The sequence below is a fragment of the Planctomycetia bacterium genome, assembly GCA_016795155.1.
Classification (GTDB): domain Bacteria; phylum Planctomycetota; class Planctomycetia; order Gemmatales; family HRBIN36; genus JAEUIE01.
The window spans coordinates 246,601-272,432 of record JAEUIE010000044.1; the positions used below are offsets into that span (position 1 = coordinate 246,601).

18 protein-coding genes and 2 tRNA genes are annotated in these 25,832 nt (G+C 51.6%); 15 read left to right on the top strand and 5 right to left on the bottom strand.

From position 1 onward, the window contains the following. The first annotated feature begins 31 nt into the window (after positions 1-31). From JNJ77_15870 to JNJ77_15880, 3 genes are read left to right on the top strand one after another with little or no spacing between them, the layout of a single operon-like run. Positions 32-883, top strand: a complete 852-nt coding sequence (locus JNJ77_15870) for a bile acid:sodium symporter (GenBank protein MBL8824065.1) — start codon at positions 32-34, stop codon at positions 881-883. A gap of 19 nt (positions 884-902) precedes the next feature. After that, positions 903-1,619 (top strand): LOG family protein, encoded by a 717-nt coding sequence (locus JNJ77_15875; protein MBL8824066.1) that lies wholly within the window; start codon positions 903-905, stop codon positions 1,617-1,619. 39 nt (positions 1,620-1,658) lie between these two features. Further along, positions 1,659-2,975 (top strand): DUF2254 domain-containing protein, encoded by a 1,317-nt coding sequence (locus JNJ77_15880; protein ID MBL8824067.1) that lies wholly within the window; start codon positions 1,659-1,661, stop codon positions 2,973-2,975. Here the strand turns inward: JNJ77_15880 and ppk2 are convergent. The 3 genes from ppk2 to JNJ77_15895 form a co-directional block, all read right to left on the bottom strand. Next, positions 2,972-3,793, bottom strand: coding sequence for a polyphosphate kinase 2 (gene ppk2 / locus JNJ77_15885; protein MBL8824068.1), 822 nt, complete (start codon positions 3,791-3,793; stop codon positions 2,972-2,974). The genes JNJ77_15880 and ppk2 overlap by 4 nt on opposite strands. A gap of 44 nt (positions 3,794-3,837) precedes the next feature. Beyond that, positions 3,838-7,131, bottom strand: a complete 3,294-nt coding sequence (locus JNJ77_15890) for an efflux RND transporter permease subunit (GenBank protein ID MBL8824069.1) — start codon at positions 7,129-7,131, stop codon at positions 3,838-3,840. Positions 7,132-7,223: 92 nt separating this feature from the next. Beyond that, positions 7,224-8,456, bottom strand: a complete 1,233-nt coding sequence (locus JNJ77_15895) for an efflux RND transporter periplasmic adaptor subunit (protein MBL8824070.1) — start codon at positions 8,454-8,456, stop codon at positions 7,224-7,226. A gap of 190 nt (positions 8,457-8,646) precedes the next feature. Here JNJ77_15895 and JNJ77_15900 point away from each other — a divergent pair, with 190 nt between their 5' ends. The 7 genes from JNJ77_15900 to JNJ77_15930 all read left to right on the top strand — a co-directional run bounded on the left by JNJ77_15900 (position 8,647) and on the right by JNJ77_15930 (position 18,966). After that, entirely contained in the window at positions 8,647-9,612 is a 966-nt protein-coding gene (locus JNJ77_15900; protein ID MBL8824071.1) for an SgcJ/EcaC family oxidoreductase, read from the top strand. A 62-nt stretch (positions 9,613-9,674) separates the two neighbouring features. After that, positions 9,675-11,507, top strand: a complete 1,833-nt coding sequence (locus tag JNJ77_15905) for a tetratricopeptide repeat protein (GenBank protein ID MBL8824072.1) — start codon at positions 9,675-9,677, stop codon at positions 11,505-11,507. Between the two features lie 181 nt (positions 11,508-11,688). Beyond that, positions 11,689-12,174 (top strand): hypothetical protein, encoded by a 486-nt coding sequence (locus JNJ77_15910; protein MBL8824073.1) that lies wholly within the window; start codon positions 11,689-11,691, stop codon positions 12,172-12,174. Positions 12,175-12,271: 97 nt separating this feature from the next. Further along, the gene (locus JNJ77_15915; GenBank protein ID MBL8824074.1) at positions 12,272-12,919 is read left to right on the top strand and encodes a hypothetical protein; all 648 of its coding nucleotides are present in this window, start codon (positions 12,272-12,274) and stop codon (positions 12,917-12,919) included. A 211-nt stretch (positions 12,920-13,130) separates the two neighbouring features. Beyond that, the gene (locus tag JNJ77_15920; protein MBL8824075.1) at positions 13,131-15,500 is read left to right on the top strand and encodes a metallophosphoesterase; all 2,370 of its coding nucleotides are present in this window, start codon (positions 13,131-13,133) and stop codon (positions 15,498-15,500) included. A 14-nt stretch (positions 15,501-15,514) separates the two neighbouring features. Beyond that, positions 15,515-17,221, top strand: coding sequence for a SulP family inorganic anion transporter (locus tag JNJ77_15925; protein ID MBL8824076.1), 1,707 nt, complete (start codon positions 15,515-15,517; stop codon positions 17,219-17,221). Between the two features lie 11 nt (positions 17,222-17,232). Then, positions 17,233-18,966, top strand: a complete 1,734-nt coding sequence (locus JNJ77_15930) for a putative transporter (protein MBL8824077.1) — start codon at positions 17,233-17,235, stop codon at positions 18,964-18,966. 252 nt (positions 18,967-19,218) lie between these two features. Here JNJ77_15930 and JNJ77_15935 read toward each other — a convergent pair. Next, a tRNA-Ala gene (locus JNJ77_15935) sits at positions 19,219-19,291 on the bottom strand. Positions 19,292-19,304: 13 nt separating this feature from the next. Then, a tRNA-Ile gene (locus tag JNJ77_15940) sits at positions 19,305-19,378 on the bottom strand. Between the two features lie 301 nt (positions 19,379-19,679). On the opposite strand from JNJ77_15940, the gene JNJ77_15945 reads away from it, so the two are divergent. From JNJ77_15945 to JNJ77_15965, 5 genes are all read left to right on the top strand, one after another. Next, on the top strand, positions 19,680-22,394 hold the full coding sequence (locus JNJ77_15945) for a pyruvate, phosphate dikinase (protein MBL8824078.1): 2,715 nt from the start codon (positions 19,680-19,682) through the stop codon (positions 22,392-22,394). Between the two features lie 84 nt (positions 22,395-22,478). Next, positions 22,479-23,576, top strand: coding sequence for a 3-deoxy-7-phosphoheptulonate synthase (locus JNJ77_15950; protein ID MBL8824079.1), 1,098 nt, complete (start codon positions 22,479-22,481; stop codon positions 23,574-23,576). A gap of 104 nt (positions 23,577-23,680) precedes the next feature. Next, positions 23,681-24,097, top strand: a complete 417-nt coding sequence (locus JNJ77_15955; GenBank protein ID MBL8824080.1) for a TIGR03067 domain-containing protein — start codon at positions 23,681-23,683, stop codon at positions 24,095-24,097. Positions 24,098-24,227: 130 nt separating this feature from the next. Beyond that, positions 24,228-24,632, top strand: coding sequence for a hypothetical protein (locus JNJ77_15960; protein MBL8824081.1), 405 nt, complete (start codon positions 24,228-24,230; stop codon positions 24,630-24,632). A gap of 123 nt (positions 24,633-24,755) precedes the next feature. Then, positions 24,756-25,778 (top strand): DUF937 domain-containing protein, encoded by a 1,023-nt coding sequence (locus tag JNJ77_15965; GenBank protein ID MBL8824082.1) that lies wholly within the window; start codon positions 24,756-24,758, stop codon positions 25,776-25,778. Positions 25,779-25,832: the final 54 nt, after the last annotated feature.

Genomic DNA, 25,832 nt, shown 5'->3' on the forward strand with positions numbered 1-25,832 from the left:
ATCAGAATGCCGGGAGTGAGACGTGGAGTTCATGCAGTTGATCATCAAACTTCTCGTTGTGGTGTTTGTCACTACCAGCATGGCAACACTGGGCTTGACTCTGCATACACGGGAAATCGTTGGTCCTTGGCGCAGATTCAACCTCGTTCTCAGTTTGCTGTTCTCCAACCTGGTGCTGGTACCTGCTATTGCCTATTGCTTTACCAAAGTCTTCGTTTTGGACGAAACGTTTGAAACAGGTTTATTATTACTGGGCATGGCAGCAGGCGCTCCGTTTGTACCCAAGCTGATCGAAGTGGCACGAGCTGATATGGCACTGGCAGTCAGCATGATGTTGCTTCAGGTACTTGGCACTATCATCGTCTTACCGCTCATACTACCGCGATTTATACCAGGTGTTCAGGCAAATGCACTGCAGATTGCAACTCCATTGATATTGCAGATGCTTCTGCCTTTGATTGCCGGGCTGGTATTCCGGCACTTCGCTCCAACCTGGGCGAAAAGAATCAATCCGCCGCTCATGCTGATTTCTCAACTCTCTGCACTAATCGTGCTGATAGCGCTCTTTGTCATTAATTTCCAAAGCATGACGGCGATGCTGGGAAGCGGCGCCTTGCTGGCATCACTCTGCTTTGTGATAGTTGCCATGCTGGTGGGGTATTTCACCAGCTTCGCGAATGGTGAATCATCTGTCGTACAGACCATTGCAACAGGTCAGCGCAACATACCAGCAGCTCTGGTTGTTGCCTCCAACAACCCATTGCCTAGAGATATTGTCGGCATGCTGATGCTGACAACCTTCGTTGGGCTGATACCGATTGTAGGCTATGCGATATTCTGCGGACATACAGGAACCAAACGCAAGACCTCATCTGATTCCTAACCTGCCTGGAGTACATGTCATGAACCAGACCGAAGCCCGAAATGCCGACCCCATCAGTCTGGCTGATGAAGAGAATGTCAAACGGGTGCTGGTGGAATCGGTGATGGGTTTGTGGGATGTCGTTAATAACCTGACACGCCTGAAACCTTCTAAACGAGACCGATATCGTGTGACCATCTTCGGGTCTGCCCGCATCAAACCAGGTAGTTTTGGCTACGAAGCGACCAAAGAAGTATCAGCAGCTCTGGCAGAAATGGGATGCGACATCATTACCGGCGGCGGCCCAGGGCTGATGCAGGCTGCCAACGAAGGCGCCTCACGCGTGCAAGGCAAAGTGCAGTCGATGGGTATTCGAGTCGATCTGCCTTTCGAACAGGAAGTCAATTCCTTTGTCAGTCATGCCTTTGAGCATCGAACATTTTTCACCAGGTTGCATCAGTTTGTGTTGGCATCTGATGCGTTTGTCGTTGCACCCGGTGGCATCGGCACCGTGCTCGAAGCCATGATGATCTGGCAACTCATCCAAGTGCATCATTTGAAGGATTGCCCATTTCTACTTGTTGGCAAGATGTGGGAAGGATTGGTGCAATGGGTACGTGAATCCATGCTGACCACCGATCCACCACTAGCCAATGTGGAGGATATGAATATTCCCCAGTGTGTGACCGGTGCTGCCAAGGTCATTGAAATCATCCAATTGCACCGTGCTCAATGGCTGGCTCGACAGAAAAAATGATTCTGGTATCGTGATAACCAATTAGTTGGGAAAAGAGTAATGTGGCAATTGCAGTATCGTTGGAAAAAGATCATCAACCAGTCATTCTGGCTGCTTCCAGCCATGTGCATGGTGCTGGCGGTTATTATCGCCATGACGACTCGCTGGCTTGATCATCAGCACACGTTCAGGCTCTTTAATTATTCAACTGATGGTGCGCGCACTTTGCTCAACAGCCTGACAGGATCACTGCTGACTTTCCTGGTCTTTGTCATCTCTTCAATGCTGCTGATTGTACAGTTGGCCAGTTCCCAACTGACTCCCCGTATCATCGCCATGGCGTTTACCACACGCTATACACAGTTCACTCTTTGTTTATTTGTTTTCACCTACACGTTCAGCCTGGCGACGCTCGTGCGAATCGACGATCACGTGCCTCAGTTGAGCGTGGGGCTGTCCGTTCTCTGCACGCTGTTAAGCATCGTAGTGTTTTTCTGGTTTGCGCAGAAACTGGGAACGTCACTGCGGCCCGTCTCGATTGTCCAGGCGGTCTGTGAAGCGACCCGGCGTGTGATTGATGAAGTCTATCCGGTGAAATTCAGTCCACCTGTTGTCAGTGGAAGAAGTGCGTGGAAGAATCAGATCGTACACGAAACATCATCCATTGTTCCATACCGGTATATTTCCGGCGTACTGGTTGCATTTGATATTGCACGTCTGGTCCAGTTGGCTCAACAGGCCAACTGCACAATTGAACTCATTCCCCAGGTAGGCGACTTTGTCTCCAAGGATGATCCACTCTGCCGCATCTATCCCGAAAATGCTTCGCTTGATACTGCCAGTCTGCAGCAGGCCGTGATCGTCGGGTCGGAACGAACCATCGAACTCGATCCCATGTTTGGCTTCCGCATTATGGTGGATATCGCATCACGGGCATTGTCCGCAGCCATCAACGACCCGACCACAGCGGTGATGGCTATTGACCAGCTTCACCGACTATTGCGATATGTAGGTAAGCGTCAACTTTCAGATGGCACTGTGGTCGATTCGCAAGGCAAATTGCGACTGGTCTATCCGACCCCCAACTGGGAAGACTTCACCAGCATGGCGGTAAGTGAAATCCGTCAGTTCGGCATCAGCAGCATCCAGATACCGCGCCGATTGCGTGCCATGCTGGAACATCTGCTGACGATTATGCCGGAGGAACGCAAGCCGGCCCTGCGGGAAGAACTGGAACTACTCAAGCAGGCTGTGTACCTGGCATATCCGATCGGAATGAATCGCACGCGAGCTGAAACCAGTGATCTGCAGGGAATAGGCGGATCAGCAGGAGTACGCATCACTGAGGAGGAAGGAACTTCTCAGGATAATGCCTAGTACCGAAGCTTCACGTACTTCCGGTGTTCCAGAGTAGCTTGATCGTCGTATTCATGCTTGTCTGACCGCTTGGGCAGCTTGACTTTCTCCCGTTTGACTTCCTTGTAGGGAATCATGCTGAGAATATGAGCTATACAGTTGAGTCGCGCACGTTTCTTGTCGTCAGAACGCAGGATATGCCATGGAGCATGTACCGAGTCGGTAGCGTCCAGCATCATGTCTCGCGCTTTGGAATATTCGTACCATTTGCTTCGCGACGGCAAATCCATCGGGCTTAATTTCCACTGGCGAACGGGATCGTTGATGCGTGCTTCGAATCTCCTTTTCTGTTCTTCATCACTCACTTCCAGCCATACTTTGATCAACTGTATACCGCCATCGACCATGAACTTTTCAACAACGGGGCATAATTCGAGAAATCGCTTATGTTGCTCTTTCGAACAGAACCCCATGACATACTCCACGCCGGCACGGTTGTACCAGCTTCGATCAAAAATGACGATTTCACCCGCCGCAGGCAGGTGGGCCATATACCGCTGTATGTAGAGTTGGGATTTCTCCCGGTCTGAAGGCGCTGGCAAGGCGACAGTCCGAAATACTCGCGGACTTACCCGTTCAGTAATGGCCTTGATGGTTCCACCTTTGCCGGCCGCATCGCGACCTTCGAAGATGATGACCACACGAAGTCCTTCTTGTTTGACCCATTCCTGTAATGTGCATAACTCGGCCTGCAGCTTGCGCAATTCCTTCTCGTAGGCTTTCCTTTTGAGTTTGCCGTTGTCATTTTCTTTGACCTTCTCTTTGTCTTTGTTCGACATGGTTACTGTCTCGTTTTGGGTTGTTCCATGCAGGATGCCGAGAATTAATGAGACTTCTTGTCTGTTTCAGAACTCGTTGGTTTGTCTGCTGGTACGACTGCAGCTTTGCCCTTGCCAAAGGAGAAAAGACTGCCAAGTGCTTCCACGACAAAGTAGAAGATCGGAGTCAGGAAGATTCCGAACACAGTAACGCCGAGCATTCCCGCAAAGACGGCAATACCCAGCGTGGTGCGCATCTCAGCACCAGCACCTTTGGCAATCGCCAGGGGAACCACACCAAGGATGAACGCAAAGCTGGTCATCAGGATCGGTCGCAGTCGCAGACGGCTCGCTTCCACTGCTGATTTGAATGCCGTCTCTCCCTTGGCCCGCTCTTCCTTGGCAAATTCTACGATCAAAATGGCATTCTTGGCAGCCAGGCCCACCAGCACCACCAGACCGATCTGCACGAAGATATTCAGATCAAGATGAGCCAGTCGGACACCAATCACTGAACACAACAAACACATTGGCACAACCAGGATGATAGCCAAAGGCAGTTTGAGACTTTCATACTGAGCCGCCAGGAGCAGATAAACCAATAACACCGATAGGGCAAACACGATGATAGCCGTGTTACCTGCGAGAATCTGCATGTAGGTCAGTTCAGTCCACTGGTAGTCCATTCCCTGAGGCAAGGTTTTATCTGCCACTCCTTCGACAGAACTTATCATCTGACCAGAACTGGTGCCCGGCAGCGAATTACCATTGATGGCAGCAGCGGTCACACCGTTGTAACGGGTCACCATCACCGGACCGCCAATCGGACGTACATCGACCAGCGTTCCCAGCGGAACAATGCCCCCTTCACTATTGCGAACCTTGAGTTGCTTGATGTCATCGGGAGTCAGCCGACGTGTCGGATCAGCCTGCAGATTCACCTGCCAGGTTCTGCCAAACAGGTTGAAATCGTTGGTGTAGTAACCACCGAGATAGACCTGCAAGGTCAAGAAGACATCATTGAGCTGCACGCCCTTGGATTTACATTTATCACGATCGACATCAACATAAAACTGCGGGGTGTTGGAACGGAAGGGCGTAAAGAGTCCCACCAGTCCAGGTGTCTGATTCCCCTGACTGGCAACTTCATCAGCAGCAGACTGAAGGGAGTCCAGTCCCTGATCCGCTCGATCCCGTACCATCAACTTGAAACCGCCGGCACTGCCCAGACCATCTACCGGCGGCGGACCGAAGACGGAAATGGATGCATCCTGGATGCGACGATAAAATTCCGCACGCAATTTTGCCGCGATGACAGGTCCTGATTTCTCCTTGTCATGCCGATGTTCAAATTCTTCCAGAATGACGTACATCGTTCCGAAATTGGAACCATTGGCGTTTTGAATCGCAGAAGTTCCCTGGTTATTCAGTGTGTGGGCAACACCTGGGATTCCGGGGTAATTGGATAGGTCGTTCTTGTCGCCTCGCGCGATCTTGTCCATTTCCGCCATCACTGCATAAGTTCGTTCCAGAGAGGCAGCATCAGGAAGTTGCACATTCACGACAAGATATCCCTTATCCTGCTCAGGAATGAAACCAACCGGGGTCGTCACGAAACCTCGGTAGGTAAGCCAGAGCAAGCCGCCATACACTATGAGTCCAATCACAGCAAGCCGCAGGAACCAGCCTACAATCCAGGCGTAACCGTTCGTACCGACAGTAAACATTTTGTTGAAGAGAAAGAAAAACCAGCCCAGCGACAAGTTCATCGTTCGCGTAATGGGATCTTTCTGTTCTGCTTTGGGTGCTAACAGCAAGGCACATAATGCCGGGCTGAGTGTCAGCGAGTTCACTGCGGAAAAGAATGTCGATACGGCAATGGTGACGGCAAATTGCCTGAAGAACTGCCCGGTGATGCCAGAGATGAAAGCACATGGAATAAACACTGCCATCAACACCAGAGAAATGGCAACGATCGGATTAGCCACTTCATTCATGGCGGAGTGGGCTGCTTCCTTCGCTGACATGCCATGCTCGAGCTTATGCTCCACCGCTTCCACCACCACAATGGCGTCATCTACTACAATGCCGATTGCCAGAACCAGACCGAGCAATGAGAGATTATTCAAACTGAAGCCCATACCCGCCATGACTGCAAAGGTACCCACGATGGCGACAGGCACTGCCACCAGTGGAATGATCGTCGCACGCCAGGTCTGCAGAAAGACGAGCACCACGATGGCGACAAGGATGATGGCATCACGCAATGCCTTGAATACTTCATGAATGGATTCTTCGATGAACGGAGTTGTGTCGTAGCGAATGGCATAGTCCACGTCATCGGGAAAGTTCTTCTTGAGTTCTTCCATGCGCTTCTTGATGCGTTCCGCGGTCTCCAGCGCATTGGAGCCAGGCAACTGGTAAATAGCCATGCCGATGGCATCCTGGCCATCCAGCGTACACCCCGTGTCTTCAGCCTTGGCGCCGAGTTCGATGCCGCCAAAATTACGCGTTTTCCCGCCATTCATCGTAACCTTGCGCTGTTCCGAAACGATATCGACCATGCGCGTGATCTGGCCATCTGCCCCGGTGCGAACGATGATGTTTCCGAACTGTTCTGTATCCTTGAGTCGACCCAACGTACTCAGCGTGTACTGAAATGCCTGACCAGCCGGACTCGGCGGACGTGCCAGCGCACCGGCAGCTACCTGCACATTCTGTTCTTTCAACACATTGACGATATCGCTTGCAGTCAGATCGCGGGCAGCCACCTTGTCTGGATCGAGCCACATGCGCATGGAGAAATCGAGTTGCCCCATGACAGCCAGATCGCCCACACCTGAAATCTGCTTCAACTCATCCTGAATGTTGATGACTGCATAATTACTCAGATAGAGTTGATCTCGTGTTTGCTTCGGGCTGTAAAGATTGACCACTAGCAGAATGTTAGGCGATTTCTTTTTGACACTCACACCTGTTTGCTTAACCACATCCGGCAAGACGGGCATCGCCAGATTGACACGATTCTGCACCTGCACCTGGGCAATATCCAGATCGACCCCATTTTCGAAAGTCACTGTCAGCGAATAGACGCCATCATTCGTGCTCTGCGACGACATGTAGAGCATCCGCTCCACGCCGATGACCTGCTGTTCAATAGGGGCTGCAACAGTATCTGCTACGACCGTTGCACTGGCACCGGTGTAGGTACACGTGACGGAAACCGTTGGAGGTGCAATTTCAGGATATTGTGCAATAGGCAGGGTTTGCAGCGCCAGCAATCCCGTGATCACAATCACTACGGAGATGACAGCGGCAAAAATAGGGCGATCTATGAAGAAGCGGGAAAAAGCTGACACATTTACCTCGCTGCTGAATGGAACCTGTTGAGTCCAGGCGAACCTGGCGGATGCCGCACTAGCCCGTTATTCCATCGAACACAAATAGGATTTCATTTTGACGGTTTTGCCGCATCAGATCCTGATTGTGCTGATGTCTTTTTTGCCCCAGGATCTTTAGGATCAACCGTCATGCCGGGCCGAACGCGCTGGATGCCATTGATAATGACCCGCTCGTCGGTGCGCAGTGCACGCGGTTCCTTACCTTCTTCTTTGATCGATTCAATGACTCGCAATCCCTCATCAAGCCCGCCAATGGTGACATTGCAGCGTTTCGCCTTGTTATCCTGCTCGACGAGGTAAATGAACTTGGTGCCCATATCCGAACCCAGTGCACTGTCAGGAACCAGAATGGAAGGTACCGGATCACCAATACGGACTCGAATCTTTGCAAACATTCCAGGGGTCAGAACACGTGCACCTTCGGCGCTTTTGGGATTGGGAAATTCGGCTTTTATGCGAATAGTACCTGTCTTGCGGTCTGCTTCATTGTTGATAAAGACGATTTCGCCCTTAAGTGGGAATTGATCAGCGTGAATAGCCTGTATACCCATCTCCACAGGAATTTTCTGTCCTTTGGTTGTCTTGATGATGCCTTTCCGGACGTTTTCCTGAATACGCTGTAGCACACTTTCCGGACAGTCGAAAGAAAGAAACATTTTGTCTACTGCCACGATGGTGGTCAGCAATGTGGTGTTCGTCTGCCCGCCTGTCACTAGATTTCCTTCGGTGACAAGACGATCCCCCACTTTGCCATCGATCGGAGCATCAATGGTGGTGAAGTCCAGATCCAGTTCACTGGCCTGTAGCTTGGCTTTCTCGGCTTTGACGTTAGCCTCCGCTTCGAGTTTGTTGCCGATGATCTTGTCAAAATCTTCCTGACTGACCGCACCTGTTTTGACCAGTTTTTCGTTGCGGTTAAAGTCGAGAGTCAATCGATTCACCAGCGCCTGACTGCGCTCAATCATCGATTTTGCCTGGGCAATTTCCGCTTCAAAAGGGCGCGGGTCGATGTCAATCAGACGATCACCTTTCTTCACCTCAGCTCCAGGCTGAAAGTGGATCTTATTGAGATAGCCACTCACCCTGGCTCGTATTTCAACACGCTCCGTCGATTCCAGGTTGCCTTGAAAATACTCAAAATAAGGAACAGATTTGCTGACAGGGTTACCAACTGTCACCATCGGTGCAGGCATGGTGGCGGTGGGTAACTCTGAACTCTTCTGGCAACTCGAGTTACTCAAGGTTGCTATCAGAACGAAAAATAAGACCGTAATGCGTTGCATGAGTTTGGCAATCCTTCCAGGCTCGATGGATCTGCGTCTCGATTTTGCCCTGCAGCAAACAGAAGTTGACTGCCAGCATACTATTTGTCCGGAGACCAATGTTCACTGGCAATAGTAACAGTTATGGAAATCAGGTGCAATCATACAAAAGATAAGTTAAGTTGGAGCCAGTATCCAAGGAGTTTTCAACATGCGATTACAACTCACCAAAAGCCGACTGGCCAGAGCCAGTTGTTTAGTGGGCGTGCTCTGCCTGGCTGGTTACATCACTCTGCAATCGGGTTTTGCTGAAGGTTTACGTTCGAGTACTCTTAAAACGCTGCCTGATCCGGCTGCTGATGTCACAGCATTCATCGGTGAGGTGGTGACAACTTTCAACAAGCATGATGCCAAGGCAGTTGGCGCTCTGTTTTGTTCCAACGGCGAACTGGTAGATGCAGATGGCAATGTTCTGAAAACGCGTGATGCATTGATCTCTCACTATGAGAATGTCTTTACCAATGCCAAAGATTCCAAGGTAAGCGTGACCGCTGACAGCGTGAGAGTCATCAATGATCGCCTTGCCATGTACGATGGCATTGCTTCGGTGAAACAGACCAATGGCCAGTCAGCACGGGAAACTCGCTTTGCTGCAGTATTAACCAGGGAAGGTGACCGCTGGCAACTCGCCAGCATTCGCGATCTGGAAGAAATGGAGACAGGCCCAGCAGCCATCCAGGAAAAACTGACCGCGCTGAAATGGATGATCGGAGACTGGGTAGAAGAAGGTGGAAGCTACCGCATCCATACTTCCTGTCAATGGAGTGAAGATAAGCTGTCGCTCATCCAGAAGTTTACCATCAGCGGCACGAATATGAAGGAACTGACAGGCACCCAGCGAATTACCTGGGATGCAGCCACCCAGAAAATCAAATCCTGGTCACATGATAACATGGGTGGACATGCCGAGGCCCTCTGGACAGCCAGCGGTGAGCAGTGGGTTGTGAAGTCAACCGGCGCCAATAGCGATGGCGATGTGACTTCAGCCACCATGATTTACCGTCCTATCGATAAAGGGCGTATTGATATAGTCTCGCGAGATCGAGTTGTCGGTGATGACGTCATGCCTGACGTAGCTGTCACGCTGGTACAACGTCCACCAGAACCCAAACCATAATTATCCATTGTCTTGATTGTTCCATTTATTTCATTCCTCGATACACAACGAAAGCACGCATCATGAAACTTTCAAAACGATTGTTGACGCTGGCCTCAGTTGGATCCATCTTCGTCCTTTGCCTGGCTACCACGATGGAAGTCAGCGCCCAGCGAGGAGGCCGCGGGGGCGGCGGTGGCCGTGGTGGTGGTGGAGGAGGCAGAGGGGGTGGATTCAGTGGAGGCTTTGGTGGCTCACGGCCATCGGGTGGCTTTAGTGGTGGTGGCGGGGGTGGATTCAGTCGACCTTCAGCACCCTCCAGACCATCGATGCCCTCTGGCCCATCCATGAGTCGGCCTCAAGTCTCAGCTCGTCCATCAACACCCAGCATATCCAACCGTCCGAATATTCCATCCACCAGTAATCGCCCGAACATCGGTTCTGGCGGAGCAGGAGTTGCCAATCGTCCTTCCACGCGCCCCAGCCTGCCTTCCACGGGAGCAGGTATTGGTGCAGGAATCGGCGCGGGCATCGCTACGGGAAATCGACCTTCTACACTCCCAGGGAATGCAGGTCGCCCTGGTACTGGAAATCGCCCCTCCACCTTGCCGGGCCTGGGCGGAGATCGACCCAATGCTGGAAATCGTCCCAGCCAACTGCCCGGCAATCGATGGCAGAACCTTCAAGGTAACCGAGGAGACTTTATCTCCAATCGACATGATCAGATCAACGATCGGTTGAATAACCGCCAGGATTTTCGTGATCAGAGGCAGAACAATCGCCAGGACTTCATGAATGATCGCCGAGAAGACTGGCAGAACCACTTGAATGATCGCTATGGCTATCACAATGACTGGCATCATGGTTGGTGCGACAATGGTCATTGGAACAATTGGTGGGATCACATGTGGAGTGAACACCCCGTGTGGAGTGCATTCGCCATCACTAACTGGTCGCTGAACACCGCCAGTTGGCTCTTTGGCCTAGGATCGTACAGCAACCCCTATTACTACGCCGATAGTGGTGGCGGTTACGATTACTCGCAGCCTATCGTTTACGAGCAGGCAGCACCACCTTTTGAATCAGCGCCAGCAGCAGACACCACAGCCAGTGCACTACCACCTGGAGTAACCCAACAGGGTTTATCGGTGTTTGAAGAAGCCCGCACCCTGTTCCATAACAAGCAGTACAAGGAAGCATTGGCAAAATGCCAGGAGGCTCTCAAGCAGATGCCTCAGGATGCCACCCTGCATGAGTTCAAAGCCCTGTGTCAATTTGTTGCAGGTGATTACAAGAATGCCGCTGCAACTCTCTACGCTGTACTGAGTGTGGGGCCAGGCTGGGATTGGACCACCATGGCCAACATGTTTGAAAGCGTCGATGAATACACCACGTACCTTCGCAAACTCGAGGATTATTGCAGGGAAAACAAGCAGGCTGCGGATGCTTACTTTGTCCTCGCGTACCACTATCTCACAATGGACAAGAAGGAGCTTGCCATTCGGATGTACAAAGTCGTGGCGAAGTTGGCACCCAATGATGCGGTGACCAATCAGATGCTCAAGATGCTGGGGTACGAGCCACCCGCCAACCAGGATACTGCACCCCCAGCCAAAGAGCCGGAAGCACCTGCGGTTGCTCCTGAGAAACTCGTCGGCCAATGGAAGGCCACCGGCCCCAATGATTCTTCATTTGGTTTGAAACTGACCAAGGAAGGCGAGTTCAACTGGAGCTACACCAAAAAAGGCAAAACCGAATCGGTCAAAGGAGCTTATGGACAGCAAGGCGTCAACCTGGTGATGGAGACTGATGGTGGCAACACCATGGTTTCCGACATCAAGCTGGTGGATGACTCGACACTCGAGTTTCAAATGACCGGCGTGCCCGACAGCCCCAAGCTGACGTTCAAGAAATAGGGATCTAAAAGAAACTGTTGAGTCACTGTGGCAGGGTTATTCGGAATCCGAATGCCCCTGCTGGATATTCAGGAACTCAGTAGTTTCGCAGGGTCATGCACGAGTACTTGCATGACCCTGCCACATCTGTTGCGGGTGGTTCTAGTCTGCACTTCCGTGTCTTCGTTGGAAGCATCTCATCATGGCTACATCGCCAGACGACAAACGCGAAGCGGAGGAACTCGAAAAAGAAATTCGTCGAGGGCGCAAATTCACCATAGCCGAGGCGATTGGCCGAATGGCTGGACCGGGAATGATGAAAGGAGTATCCCCCATTTCAGGGAAACAGCAGGCTGATGCCATCATTGAAGATGTAATCAACCGGCTTCTCGTAGACAATCAGGGCGCACTCAAATCGGTGATCATTCGACAACTCAAAGCAAGTAGTCAGTTGCTCACTCGTTTTCATGAACCGATTCAGGTCTTGCAGGATGTATTACAGCATCTGCTTCATTCGGAATATCATCTTAAGGAACTGGTTCGGGATGCAGATGTTGAATGGGGACAGATGAATGACGTCAGGCCTCACTTCGAGAGGGAAGGCTTTCCGCCCGATCCTGATGATCCTTATACTTTCGAATCGGTAAAAAAAACTCTGGAGAGTTTGCTGAAAGAAATCAGCAGCTGATTCAGCGTGAATCTGGTATTATTGACAGGTGTAAAAGGGGCTTGAAGCGGATTAGTTATAATCTCCATCACAGGCATTTCTGAATCAGGAGCTTCTCATGGCTGATCTCGATCATCTGTTCAAACGCATTGATGCAGAATTCAGTGCCGTTGAAAACAAAGTCAAGCAGGCCCAGTTGGAAAACATGCAGGAGTACCGGGAACGACAGGAGAGGCTGGCCACCTTCGAAAAAGTAATGAACGACCTCCGCGAAATCTGGAAACCCCGCCTGGAAGCCTTGCAGCAGCGCTTTGGCGACAAGGTCAAGATTTCACCTCGTCTTACGCCTTCGAGCCGGGAAGCAACCTTTGAATTCCAGTCCAACCTGGCACGTATTCGTCTCAAATTCTGTGCCTACGCTGACCGCGATGTCAAACAGGTCCATCTCACTTCCGATCTGGATATTGTTCCTGTCCTGACTCAGTTCGATTCCCATTCAGAGATGACTTTCCCTTTATCTTCGCCTGATAAGGCAGCACTGGCGAAATGGATTGAAGATCGCATTGTCAGCTGCGTGCATACCTATCTCTCCATCCACGAGAACAATTTTTATCTGAAAGATCATCTGGTTCGTGATCCCATCACGAATGTAGAGTTCCCCAAGTATGCAGCAGGGGCCACGGTCGAATGGAAAAATGTCACCTACTATTTCGTCGATGATGTGTCCAAGACTGAATTCTGCAAGAAGAACAATCTCTCATCCTAACATCCCATTGAAAAAAATGTGGCAGGGGTCAGCGGATGCGAGTAAGATGTGCACTCGCTGAACGAATGTGCCGCTGCCCCTGCTAGCGATCGCGCGGCGTGCAGGGGCCAATGGCACAACGATAGAACAAAACACCCGCGATTGCAATCCGTTGATCCCTACCACGCTCGATACACATGGTATGATAATCCCTTCTTAAGAACTGAATCGTATGTCGAGTACGACAACCGTTCATCCTGGTGGAATCAGCGTCTCAAACGCGGTGCGTCGACGTAATATTCTCGGCCTGACGGTCATTCTCTTTGGCATTCTGACGTTACTGGCTCCACTTGGTCATGAAGAAGTAGTCGGTGGCCGTGCCGGGCTATTGCTGGTACTGACTGCCATCCTTGAATTTGTGCATGGGTTCCGACGAGCCAAGCCCAAGGAACAGCGCTCGGCATGGATCAGTTCAGCCATTACCCTGGCCATGGGCATCTTGTTGCTGAATACACCTTTTCTTGCAGGTAAAGCGTTATTGCTGTTTCTGGCCTGCTGGTTTGGCGTCGATGCCCTGCGTTACCTCTATCAGTTCATTACCGGCAACCATCCGACACGGGGCAGGTACTACTGTCTGAGCGCCATGATCGGCAATGCCCTGGTCTTTGCAGGCGTTTTGATCTTTCGCGACAAAGCGATGGCTTGGACCGTCGCGATCGCAGCATCGCTTCGCATGTTCGGCATTGCCTACAACTTCTACGTGATGCCGGTGTTCAGCCTGACGGAAGCAGGAGAAACTGTTCTGCAGGAATATCATCTTCCTGAAAATGAGGAACTTCAGAAGCTGGCTGATAATCTGGCAGAAGGTGAAGTTAATCGCATCGCCATTGATCGTGGCTGGATCATCGGCTTTATCCTGACCCTCTTTGCCATCCATCTTGGTCGAATGGGATTCGATCGCAGTGCGATAGGCATCCTGTCCCCACTCATCGCGGTAATTGGCGACATCTTCATGGGATTGCTGATTGCCTTCGTGATCATTATCCCGCTCCGGGTATTGTGGCTGCGACTGACCAGGCGTGTGGATGGAAAGTTATGGCAATGGGTACTGGCCGATTCACCTGATCGGCGACGGCGTGGAAAACGGTTCATTCAATCATTACTGACTTATCGTTTAAAATCGTCCATCCGACTCCGGCAGGCCCGCTATTCGTTTCGACGTGCTTTCAACCGGGGGTTGCAGATTGGTTTGCCACTGTCAGCCATTATCGCTGCCACCTTTCCTATCTGGGGGATGAGCTGGTATTTCGATACCGAGAACTGGGCTGCTGGCATCTGGAATTCCTGGGCCGCTGCACGTGCAGATACCTGGCGTGAAGCAATGGCGCTCGAAGTACTGAAAGCTGAAGATGCCCAGGCGCCCGATAAGGTCTTTGCAGTAACGCCACCGGGTATCAGTTCTGGCAAAGATTATTCCTTTGTCGTCATCGGCGATCCGGGTGAAGGCGATGCATCGCAACACATTCTGCGTTCACAATATCTGGAGGTAGTCAGGCAGGAACAAGTTAAATTTGTGGTCATCTCATCCGATGTTATCTATCCCACCGGTTCCATGAAGGATTTCGAAGCTCGGTTCTGGCTCCCTTTCATGGGTACAACCAAACCGGTCTATGCCATCCCAGGCAACCATGATTGGTACGATGCCCTCGAAGGATTCAATGCCACCTTCCTCGAACCACATTCCGCTCGCGCAGCCTTGAAGGCTCGCATCGATGTGGATAAGCGCATTACCACGACAACCGAAAAGAACATCGATGGACTCATTGCAGAAGCAACTCGGCTGGGCAATGAATACAAAGTTCCCGTGCAAAGGCAGAAGGCTCCCTACTTCCAGTTTCAATCCGATAATTTTGCTCTTTTCGCCATCGATACCGGCGTCGTCAAAAGGCTCGATGCCGCTCAGATGATCTGGCTCAAACGTGCGCTGGATGCAGCCAAAGGAAAAACCAAAATGGCAATCCTCGGCCACCCACTCTATGCTGGTGGAGTCTACATGGCTGAAGAGAACCCTGAATTCCAGGAACTGCATGAACTGCTCAGGCAACATCAGGTTGCCGTCATCATGGGCGGCGATACTCACGATTTGGAATACTACGCTGAACCCATGACCGGTTCCTCCGACCCAATCCATCATTTCGTCAACGGTGGCGGCGGAGCCTATCTGAGCTTTGGCACATCTCTGGCCTGGCCGGAAACAGTACCCGCTAAAGAATGGGCCTATTACCCAGCCAAGGCTCAGGTCGTCAGCAAGATCGAAGCCACCACTCCCCGATGGAAATGGCCTGCCTGGTGGTGGACCAAGAACATGGGCGGCTGGCCTTTCTCGGCCGAGTTTCTGTCAGCTGCATTTGATTCCAATGTTGCACCCTACTACCAGAGCTTTATGGAAATTCGCGTCGAGAATTCGAAGAAGCGCCTTGTCTTGATCCCCTATGGCATCCACGGGAGATTGCGTTGGTCAGACCTTGATCGTTCACCCGGCCTGCTTCAAGCGAATGCTGATGCGAGCCAGTTTGTTGAATGGATAGTGCCTATGAAGTAGCGGATGATTAACTCATGTCACGTTTCAACATGACTCAGTGGGAAGACTGGATACCCGGCATCAAGCTTGTTCGTACCTATCGACTTGCCAATTTCTCAAGTGATTTTCTCTCCGGCCTGGTTGTCGTGCTGGTGCTGATTCCTTCTGCCATTGCCTACGCCGATCTGGCTCATTGCAAACCGATTGCCGGGCTCTATGCATCGCTGGGCAGCATGATTCTGTTTGCCCTGTTTACCAGTTCACGGCATGTAATAGCCGGCCCCGATGCTGCCATTGCTCTCATGGTGGGTTCCACGATTGGCACCCTGGCAGCAGGCAATGAATCACAGGCCCTGGTGCTTTCCACCTGGCTGTGCCTGTTGACCGGTCTCCTGTTGCTACTCGGTGCCTATTTCAAACTCGGCGCCGCTGCCGATTTCCTGGCACACCCCGTCATGCTGGGTTTCATGAACGGAGCAGCAGTAGTCATTATCATCAGCCAGCTAGGCAAGCTATGCGGCATCGCGCTGCATGAAGATAATTCACTGCTTCGATTGCTCGAGTGGGTCACGGCACTTCAGAATACACATTGGCCTACTTTGTTGCTGGGTCTGTCCTGCATCGCCATTCTGATCGTATTGCGTTGGCGTTTCCCCAAAGTGCCGGGTACCGTGGCGATTTTTGCTCTGGCTCTTCTCGCGGGAAAACTGATCGATTTTCAACATAACGACTTCGCCGTGATCGGCATGGTAGATACCAATATCCCCGACCCGGTGCCGCCGGAACTGTCGCTGAATGAAATTGCCAAGCTGGCGGTTGCATCACTGGGTTTAGCCCTATTGATCTTCCCTGAAGGAATCGTGCTCGGCAGAAGTATTGCCAGCAAACACAATGAAAATATCAACCCTGATCGTGAACTCATTGCCCTGGGCATGGCGAACCTGGCAGCAGGCCTGCTGCGTGGTTTTGCTGTTGGCGCCAGCCAGACGCGTTCACTGTTGAACGATTCCACCGGCGGTCGTACGCAGATGGTCAGCCTGATTGCCGCTGCACTACTCATTGCCTTCATGTACTTCCTGGCATCGTGGATTGCCCAACTCCCTGTGGTCGCCATTGCAAGTATCCTTGTTTTCACTGGCTTCACCTTGATTGATGCCACCAGTATTCGCAAACTTCGATCCATGAGCCTGTACGATTCCCGCCTGGCTATGCTGACCTCTATTTCCGTTGTTGCATTTGGAGTATTACCCGGAATCATGGCTGGCATCATCGCCTCGCTTTTGCGAGTACTCAGCCAACTGTCTCGCCCACATGATGCCCTCCTGAGCAGAATAGTTGGACAGCCTTCGTTTCATGATGTAGGCGATGATGAAAAAGCTGAGACCATTCCAGGCTTGCTTATCTACCGTTTCTATGGTCCACTCATCTTTGCCAATGTACGTTACTTCATCGAACGCATCGAGCACTTCATTGCACGCGAGGAATTCCCGGTCAGGCAAGTTATTCTCGATGCACGGGCGATTCCGGAAATTGATGTTTCCGCAGCCGAAGCCATTCATAGATGGCTGAAGGAACTCCAGGCACGAAACATCGATTTTATCATCGCCAAATCACATCTCCCGTTTCGGGAAACTGCAAGTCGGCTCGGATTAGGAGAGCATGTTGCAGAAGGGAAATACTACCCACAACTGCCTGATGCCGTGGCAGCCTTTGAGCGTCTCGCACCACAGCCTCGAAACTAATGGATATCTTCATGCGGTGGATAACTGATCTTCTGACGAATGAGCAGTCGATTGCAACTACCATACTTGTGCTGGCATTAACCATGGTGGCCGGGCTGCTTCTTGGGCAGATCAAGTTCCGTGGCATTCAACTGGGTGTAGCTGGCGTACTCTTCAGTGGCCTATTCCTTGGACACCTTGGTTTGAAAGTAGAGCCGCATGCCTTGACCTTCATTCGCGAGTTCGGGCTGGTCATTTTCATTTATGCTGTTGGGTTGGCAGTGGGGCCAGGCTTCTTCAATACCTTTCGGCTGTATGGGCTGCGAACCAATCTTATGGCTATTTCCATCGTTCTCCTGGGAACCTTCTTCGCGAGCTTGGCCTGCTGGGTCGGCAAGCTTTCGCCAGCCATCGCTGTAGGTGTCTTGAGCGGCGCAACAACCAATACCCCCAGCTTGGGTGCAGCGAATCAGGTTTTGCATGAATCACCCCCCGATGCTCAGGCTTGTCGAACAGCACTTCAGCAAGCGGGAATCGATGTCGCTGCTATGACCGATCAGCAGTGGGTGGAACAAGTCAATCAGTTGCCGGGGCTGGGATGTGCTGTGACATATCCCTTTGGCGTGATAGGCAATATCCTGGTCTTTCTCATGCTCGGCTGGCTGTTCCGAATTGATGCTGTGAAGGAAGCAAGAGATTTGGAGAAACAGCTGGACGTCAAGGTACTGCCTCTGGAACGCTGCACGATCCAGATTACTTGTCCAGATTTCTGTGGAAAGTCAATCGCAGAAGTGATGGAACTGAGCAACAGCACGGTGGTCATCAGCCGGATCCAGCGTCATGGTAAAACCGTGGTGGCTCAGGCTGAAGATATTCTGGGAAAGGATGACATCATCCTGGCTGTGGGGGCCAGGCATGAATTGGATCAGCTAACCCGGTTGGTCGGCAAACGAATTGAACACACTTCGGAAGACCAGACATCAGGCATTGAAGCACGTTGGGTCCTGATCTCCAAACCCAAAATGGTCGGAATACCTCTTGAGCAACTGAACCTCGGGCGTCAGTTTCATGTCCAGTTGACTCGCATTCGCCGAGGTGAAACAGAGTTGCCCCCGAATGCTGATCTGCGACTCTCCATGGGAGACAGTCTGTTGGTGGTTGGAATGCCTGAATGCGTCGCACGCATCTCACGCCATGCAGGCGATGCTCCCAAACAACTGGAAAAACCACATCTGCTTCCAGTATTTGTTGGCATCGGGTTGGGAGTGATCATCGGCAGCATTCCCATCTTCATCCCAGGCCTGTCTTCTCCCATCAAAATTGGCCTGGCAGGTGGGCCATTGATTATCGCACTCATTCTTTCGCACCTGCAACGTGTTGGCCCGCTCGTCTTTCATCTCCCCCGTGCTGCAGGAACTTCTTTCAAGGAACTGGGCATTGCCATGTTCCTGGCTGCAGTTGGCCTCGAAGGAGGCTCAACTTTTATTACCACCATTACCCATGGCGATGGTATGTGGTGGATGCTATGGGGTATCATCATCACTCTCGCCCCGTTGCTCCTGATCAGTGCCATAGCATATCGCTGCATGAAAGCACCTTACCCCGCTATTATCGGAGTGATGTCAGGCAGCATGACCAACCCGCCAGCACTGGCCTTTGCCAACACCTTGACACGCTCTGAAATTCCTGGCATCGCCTACGCTACGGTCTACCCCGTCACCATGATCTTGCGTGTGGTGATTGCACAGATATTCGTGTTATTTTGAACATGTTATTGACGGACGGGCATCTACCCGGAAACCAGATACCAACCCACACTGAAATTCCATTTCGGGAAACGATCAATCGGAGAGAAACATCTTCTCTCCGACAAAGTGTCTATTGCTCTTAAAGAGAAATTCTACCATGGTGCCTTATCCGTACAACAAGGCAACAACATGTACCAAAAATGCTTCGTTTTAATGGTTGAGAATCAGTTACGCAACAATATCGCTTTATATCAGGCACATTGAATTGAGTGGAGGCGAGGGGGGTCGAACCCCTAACCCCTAGCTTGCAAAGCTAGTGCTCTCCCAGTTGAGCTACGCCCCCGTTGTTCTGTCAGTGCGCGTACTTGGATTCGAACCAAGGACCTCAGCTTTATCAGAGCTGCGCTCTAGCCAACTGAGCTATACGCGCGGACTGCTAAGATACAAATCTCATTCTAAATGCCAAGGGTTTGAAGGTCAATCAATGCCAGATCAGTCAGCTAGCGAACTTTCTCATTGTGCCGATACAGCCCCTATTGTTGTTCAAGACACCGGAAACCGCATGGAAGTTCACTGTTGGGTACAGCAAATGCCATAAAACAGGCCAAAATGCAGGTTCTTTACAAATTGAGCGTGAATTCCTACATCAAACATATCCATTGTTGGACTGACTCACCGGCCGCCTCTCCCCAGGCGGTTTCTTTCGTATCGTCAACCCTCCAGGAACCATCATGTCCCAGTATGTGTATTTCTTTGGCAATGGTAAAGCGGACGGCAAAGCTGACATGAAAAATCTGCTCGGCGGCAAGGGGGCCAACCTCGCCGAGATGACCTTGATTGGCTTGCCCGTACCTGCTGGCTTCACACTCAGCACCGATGTCTGCACCTATTTCTACGCAAATGGCAAAAAGTACCCTGCGGAACTCAAAGCCCAGGTGGAAGAAGCACTGAAAAAAGTCGAATCGACCATGGGTGCCAAGTTTGGCGATGCCACCAACCCGCTTCTGCTTGCTTGCCGCTCTGGTGGCCGCGATTCGATGCCGGGCATGATGGATACCGTTCTCAATATCGGCCTCAATGATACCACGGTACAGGCACTCGCCAAGCAGTCGGGCAACGAACGTTTTGCCCTCGACAGTTATCGCCGCCTTCTCTTGATGTTCGGCGAAGTGGTGATGGGTCTGAAGGGCCACAAAGACGAACCCTTTCACCACATCCTGGATAAGGCCAAGGAGAAGCAAGGCGTCACGCTTGATAACGAACTCAGCGTCGAATCGCTCAAGCAGATCATTGTCGATTACAAGGCAGCCATCAAGAAATACACCGGGAAGGACTTCCCGACCGATCCGTACGAACAGATCTGGCAGGCGATCGGGGCCGTGTTCGGTTCATGGATGAATGACCGGGCCTGTGTCTATCGCCGGCAGTACGGCATCCCCGATGAATGGGGCACGGCTTGTAATGTCATGGCCATGGTCTTCGGCAACCTGGGCGATGACTGTGCTACTGGCGTGGCCCTCACCCGCGATGGCGCGCTCGGCACCCCTGGCATCTGTGGCGATTACCTGATCAACGCCCAGGGTGAAGATGTGGTCAACGGTTCGCGACCCACCAAGCGTATCGAAGAAACGCTCGGCAAGGATATGCCGGAAGCCTACAAGGAACTGGTTGCTGTCGGGCAGAAACTCGAGAAACATTACAAGAACATGCAGGACATCGAGTTCACGATCTCACGCAATAAGCTCTACATGCTGCAGACCCGTAACGCCAAACGTACTGGGTTCGCTGCTGTCCGTGTCGCCACCGACCTCGTCGAGGAAGGACTGATCAGCAAGGAAGAAGCGATCTCGTCGAAGTTCATCCCGGCGGGTGATCTGAGCCAACTCCTTCAGCCGCTATTCAATGTGGAAGCGAAGAAGGCAGCCAGCAAAGCGGGCAAGCTGCTTACCAAGGGTATCCCCGCTGGGCCCGGTGCCGCGACGGGAAAGATCGTCTGCACGCCCCAACGGGCCGAGGCGATGAAGAACGCCAACCCGAACATCAACCTCATCCTCGTTCGCAAGGAAACCACCCCGGAAGATCTTCGCGGCATGAAGGCTGCTCTCGGCATCCTCACTGCCGTGGGTGGCGTGAGCAGCCACGCGGCACTCGTCTCCCGGCAGATGGGCAAGGTGTGTATCGTCGGTGCGGGTGAACTAAACATTGATAACGACAAGGGCACGGTGACAGTCAAGGGCCAGACCTTCAAGGAAGGGGATGACATCAGCATTGATGGCTTCACAGGCGAAGTGTTCGCGGGTTCCATCGCCACCAGCCCCAGCGAAGTGGTGCAGGTGTTGATCAAGAAGGAACTGGCCCCCGATAAGTCAGATGTTTATCGCCGCTTCAAGATGGTGATGGACTGGGCCAGCCAGCATGGCAAGCTGAAGGTTCGCACCAATGCCGATCTGCCCGATCAGGCAGCCGAGGCGATAGCGTTCGGTGCGGAAGGCATTGGTCTTTGTCGTACCGAGCACATGTTCTTTGATCACATCACCGAAATGCGTGAAATGATCATGGCCGAGGACACCCCGGCACGCGTGAAGGCACTCGACAAGATGCTGCCCTTCCAGCGGAAAGACTTCATCGGCCTGTTCAAAGCGATGGCGGGCAAGCCGGTGACCATCCGCCTGCTCGATCCGCCGCTGCACGAGTTCCTGCCTCACGGGCCGAGCGAGCAGAACGAACTCTCCAACAAACTGGGGATTTCGAAAGACCAGATCATGCGCCGCGTAAGCGAACTGCATGAAGCCAACCCGATGCTCGGTCATCGTGGATGCCGACTCGGCATCGTCTACCCAGAAATCACCGCGATGCAGGCCCGGGCCATCTTTGAAGCTGCCGTCGCAGTGAAGAAGGAAGGCATCGAAGTCTTCCCCGAAGTGATGATTCCCCTCGTTGGCTTCCAGAAGGAATACACCAATCAGGAAAAGATAGTCCGCGACACCGCCGCGAAAGTCTTCGAAGAGACCAAGACCAAGGTCGATTACCTCGTTGGCACCATGATCGAACTGCCTCGGGCCTGCGTGGTGGCTGATCAGATTGCCACGAACGCTGAGTTCTTCAGCTTCGGTACCAACGATCTAACGCAGACGACGCTGGGCGTCAGCCGCGATGACTATGGCCCGTTCATCAGTCCCTACACTGATCCAAAGAAGGCTGACATTCTCGCCGCTGACCCGTTCGCCACGATTGATCAGGATGGTGTAGGTTCACTGATGCAGATGGGTGTGGAGAAGGGACGAGGTGTAAGGAAGAATCTCAAGATCGGCATCTGTGGTGAACACGGCGGCGACCCCGATTCCGTGAAGTTCTGCCACAAGATCGGCCTCGATTATGTAAGCTGCTCTCCATTCCGGGTACCGATTGCAAGGCTGGCCGCAGCGCAGGCGGCGCTGGGGAAATGATTTTCCTGAATCAACTTCGGTTAACAGGGCCTCCTCAGATTTTTGAGGAGGTTTTTACATTCAAGCGGGAATCTCCACTTGGCTATACGTCAACAAGATCATTCTGAAAAAACCAGCAAAACAGACGACTTGCGCATCAAGAGCGTCGTCCCGCTACCGCCGCCAGAGCATCTGATCCGCTTTTTTCCCATTGCTGGCACGCCTGTCGAAAAGCTGGTCAGTTCCACCAGGCAAGCTATCCATCAGATATTACACGGCAAGGACGACAGGCTGTTGGTAGTCATCGGCCCCTGCTCTATTCACGATCCGCGAGCTGCGATGGAGTACGCCCAGCGCTTACTTCAGCAGCGTAAACACTTTGCAGACACCCTCGAAGTGGTCATGCGGGTTTACTTCGAAAAACCACGTACGACCGTCGGGTGGAAGGGGTTGATTAACGATCCTTATCTTGATGAGAGTTTCCGCATACATGAAGGGCTACGCATCGCCCGTCATCTGCTCTTGGAAATCAATCAGACGGGTGTTCCCGCTGCTGTGGAGTTTCTCGATACCATTATTCCACAGTACATCAGCGACCTCATCAGCTGGGGTGCCATTGGCGCAAGAACCACGGAAAGCCAGGTGCATCGCGAACTGGCATCCGGTTTATCCGCACCGATCGGTTTCAAGAATGGTACCGATGGCAGCTTGCGTATTGCCATCGATGCCATCCAGGCAGCACAAAGGCCACACCATTTTCTCAGCGTTCACAAGAATGGGCAAGTGGCTATTGTGGAAACCATTGGCAACCGCGATTGTCATGTCATCCTGCGAGGCGGACAATTTCCCAACTACGATTCCGAAAGCGTGGCACAGGCATGCAAAGTACTGACTGCAGCCAAACTCAATGCACGATTAATGATCGACTGCAGTCATGCCAACTCAGGCAAGCAGCATCAAAAGCAACTTGAAGTTGCTGCAGATCTTGCCAGGCAGATTGGTGCAGGCGATCTGCATATCGCAGGTGCCATGATAGAAAGCCACCTGTGTGCTGGTGCTCAAAAATTCCTGGCTGGTCAGCAGGATCCCAACAAACTGGAATATGGAAAAAGCATCACCGATCCCTGCCTGGGTTGGGACGATTCCATTACGTTGTTAGATATGCTCAGTGAAGCTGTCAAACAACGCAGAAAGAAACATTAACATGAGCTGCCACTAATACCGTTTCCGCTTGCTGGATTCTTATTCGAAACGGAGTAGGATAGGTTTCAGTTTGATGAGATTATCAATTCAAGAAGAGGTGCATCATGCCGAGAGCAATCTGGGGCAGTTCATTGGTTTTATTACTGGCCAGTGTATTAATTGCAGACGACAAGGATGACGCAGCAAAGAAGGAACAGGAAAAATTCCAGGGCGAATGGAAGCTGGTGCAGTCCGACGAGATTACTTTGAAGATCAAAGGAGCTGAGTATGAGTTCAATGGAGGCGGTCAGTCGGAAAAAGGCAAGTTCAAGTTTAATCCCTCCACTTCACCTGCAGAAATCGATGTTGAAATCACTGAAGGAACCGATGCAGGCAAAAAACAGGTTGGAATTTACGAATTGAAAGGTGACAAGGTTAAGTTCTGTTTTGCCCTAGCCGGCGATGCCAAGCGACCTAAGAAATTTGAAGCTGCTGAAGATGGGTCGATTATCCTCTTTGAATTTGAGAAGGTGAAAAAATAACTATTGAGTGGTTATCGGTAGATGGTTCCGACTTGCGAAACCATCTACTGTTTTAGCCAGAAATTTGCGTCACATTTGCCAAGGCTACCTACTTAGAGATCAATGACCATTCTCTGCAGGAGTTTCAACCATGCAGTCTACGCGGCAATGGTTAGCTGGATTTGCTGTAGTCACCTGTGTAGCATCCGTAATTATTACTGCAAATATCCTGTTTCCGGCAAGTAGTGATATTGCATTAGCTATGCCCACCATTGGCTGGGCCATTGCACCTTATTTCATCTTGATTGGCATCAGCTTCTTTACTGGTAAGCGAATCGAAAGTGCCTGCGTTGCACTCATAGGTTCCCTTTTTGTATCTGTCATTGGGATTTACTGGTTGGTTGATGCATTTTACATCCACCCCGATCCGCAAGCCGGTCTTGCAATGCTGGTCATTCCCTTGCTGCAATGGATTGGCTGCGGATTAACAGCTGCTGCTTGTCTAGCCATGGTTTTTCTGAAATGGCTGGTATGGCCTCAGCGTCGAACAGCGTAGCGGCTACCAAAGTTATCATTCAATTCAACATGCAAAACATTATTCATCTGGATTTTACTTGTATCCAGTCAGTCTACCGGTTAACCCTAATGAAGATTCGCGACTTTACTTTGGAGTAGCACCATGAACATTATTGAAATGATCAAGAACAACATGTCGAGCGGAATGCTCAATCAGCTGAGTTCACTGATCGGAGCTAGCCCGGAGCAAACCAAGGCTGCAGCTGGCGCTGCGGTTCCCTCCATCCTGGCTGGCATGTCCAAGCTGTCGGAATCTCGCGATGGTGCCGATCGGTTGTCAGAAATTCTGAACAACCTTGATCCCAGTATCATAGGCAACCTCGATGGTATGTTTACCGGAGACAAGGCCGAGAAAGTACAGCAGCAAGGCGGTGGCATGCTGGAAAAACTGCTCGGCGGTGGCCTGCTGGCTGGGCTGGTGTCTGCCATTGGTAAATTTACCGGCTCTGGCAGCGGCGTGATTCAGAAACTACTAGCGTTCCTGGCGCCGTTAATAATGGGCACCATCTCCAAATCACTCGGAGGCAAGACCTCGGCACAAGGGCTGACTCAGTTCTTCAGTGAACAGAAAAACAACATCACCAATGCCATGCCTGCCGGCTTTTCGCTGGGCAACATACCCGGCTTGGGAAGTGTCACTGCAGCCGCCGAGCGAACGGTAGAGGGTGTCAAGCAGGGCGTCAGTGCCATGACCTGGCTCTTACCTGTACTTCTCGTCGGCCTGGGCATTGCCTTATGGTTTTATCTTCGTGAACCAGAACCTGTCAAAATGCCTGCCAACCCGGATTTGACGAAAAAGCTTGGCGACCAGGTCGGACAAATGACCGATTCCATCAATAACCTGTTCAAAACAGCAACTACCTCATTGGAAGAAATAAAAGATGCAGCAACTGCAGAAGCTGCCATTCCAAAACTGAAGGAATTGTCCAATAACGCGGAGGATATGAAAAAGCTCTTCGGATTGTTACCAGATGCTGGCAAAGCAACCATTAAAACATTGCTGAGCACCGGTATAGAAAAACTCAAAGCCCTGGTAGACAAAGTCCTGGCGATTCCTGGTGTAGGTGAAAAACTGAAACCGGTGGTTGACGGCTTGATGGCAAAGTTAACAGCGGTAACCGGTTAGTTTGTACTAACATTAACATCATCCAACTCTCACCCTCAGCCATGTGCTGAGGGT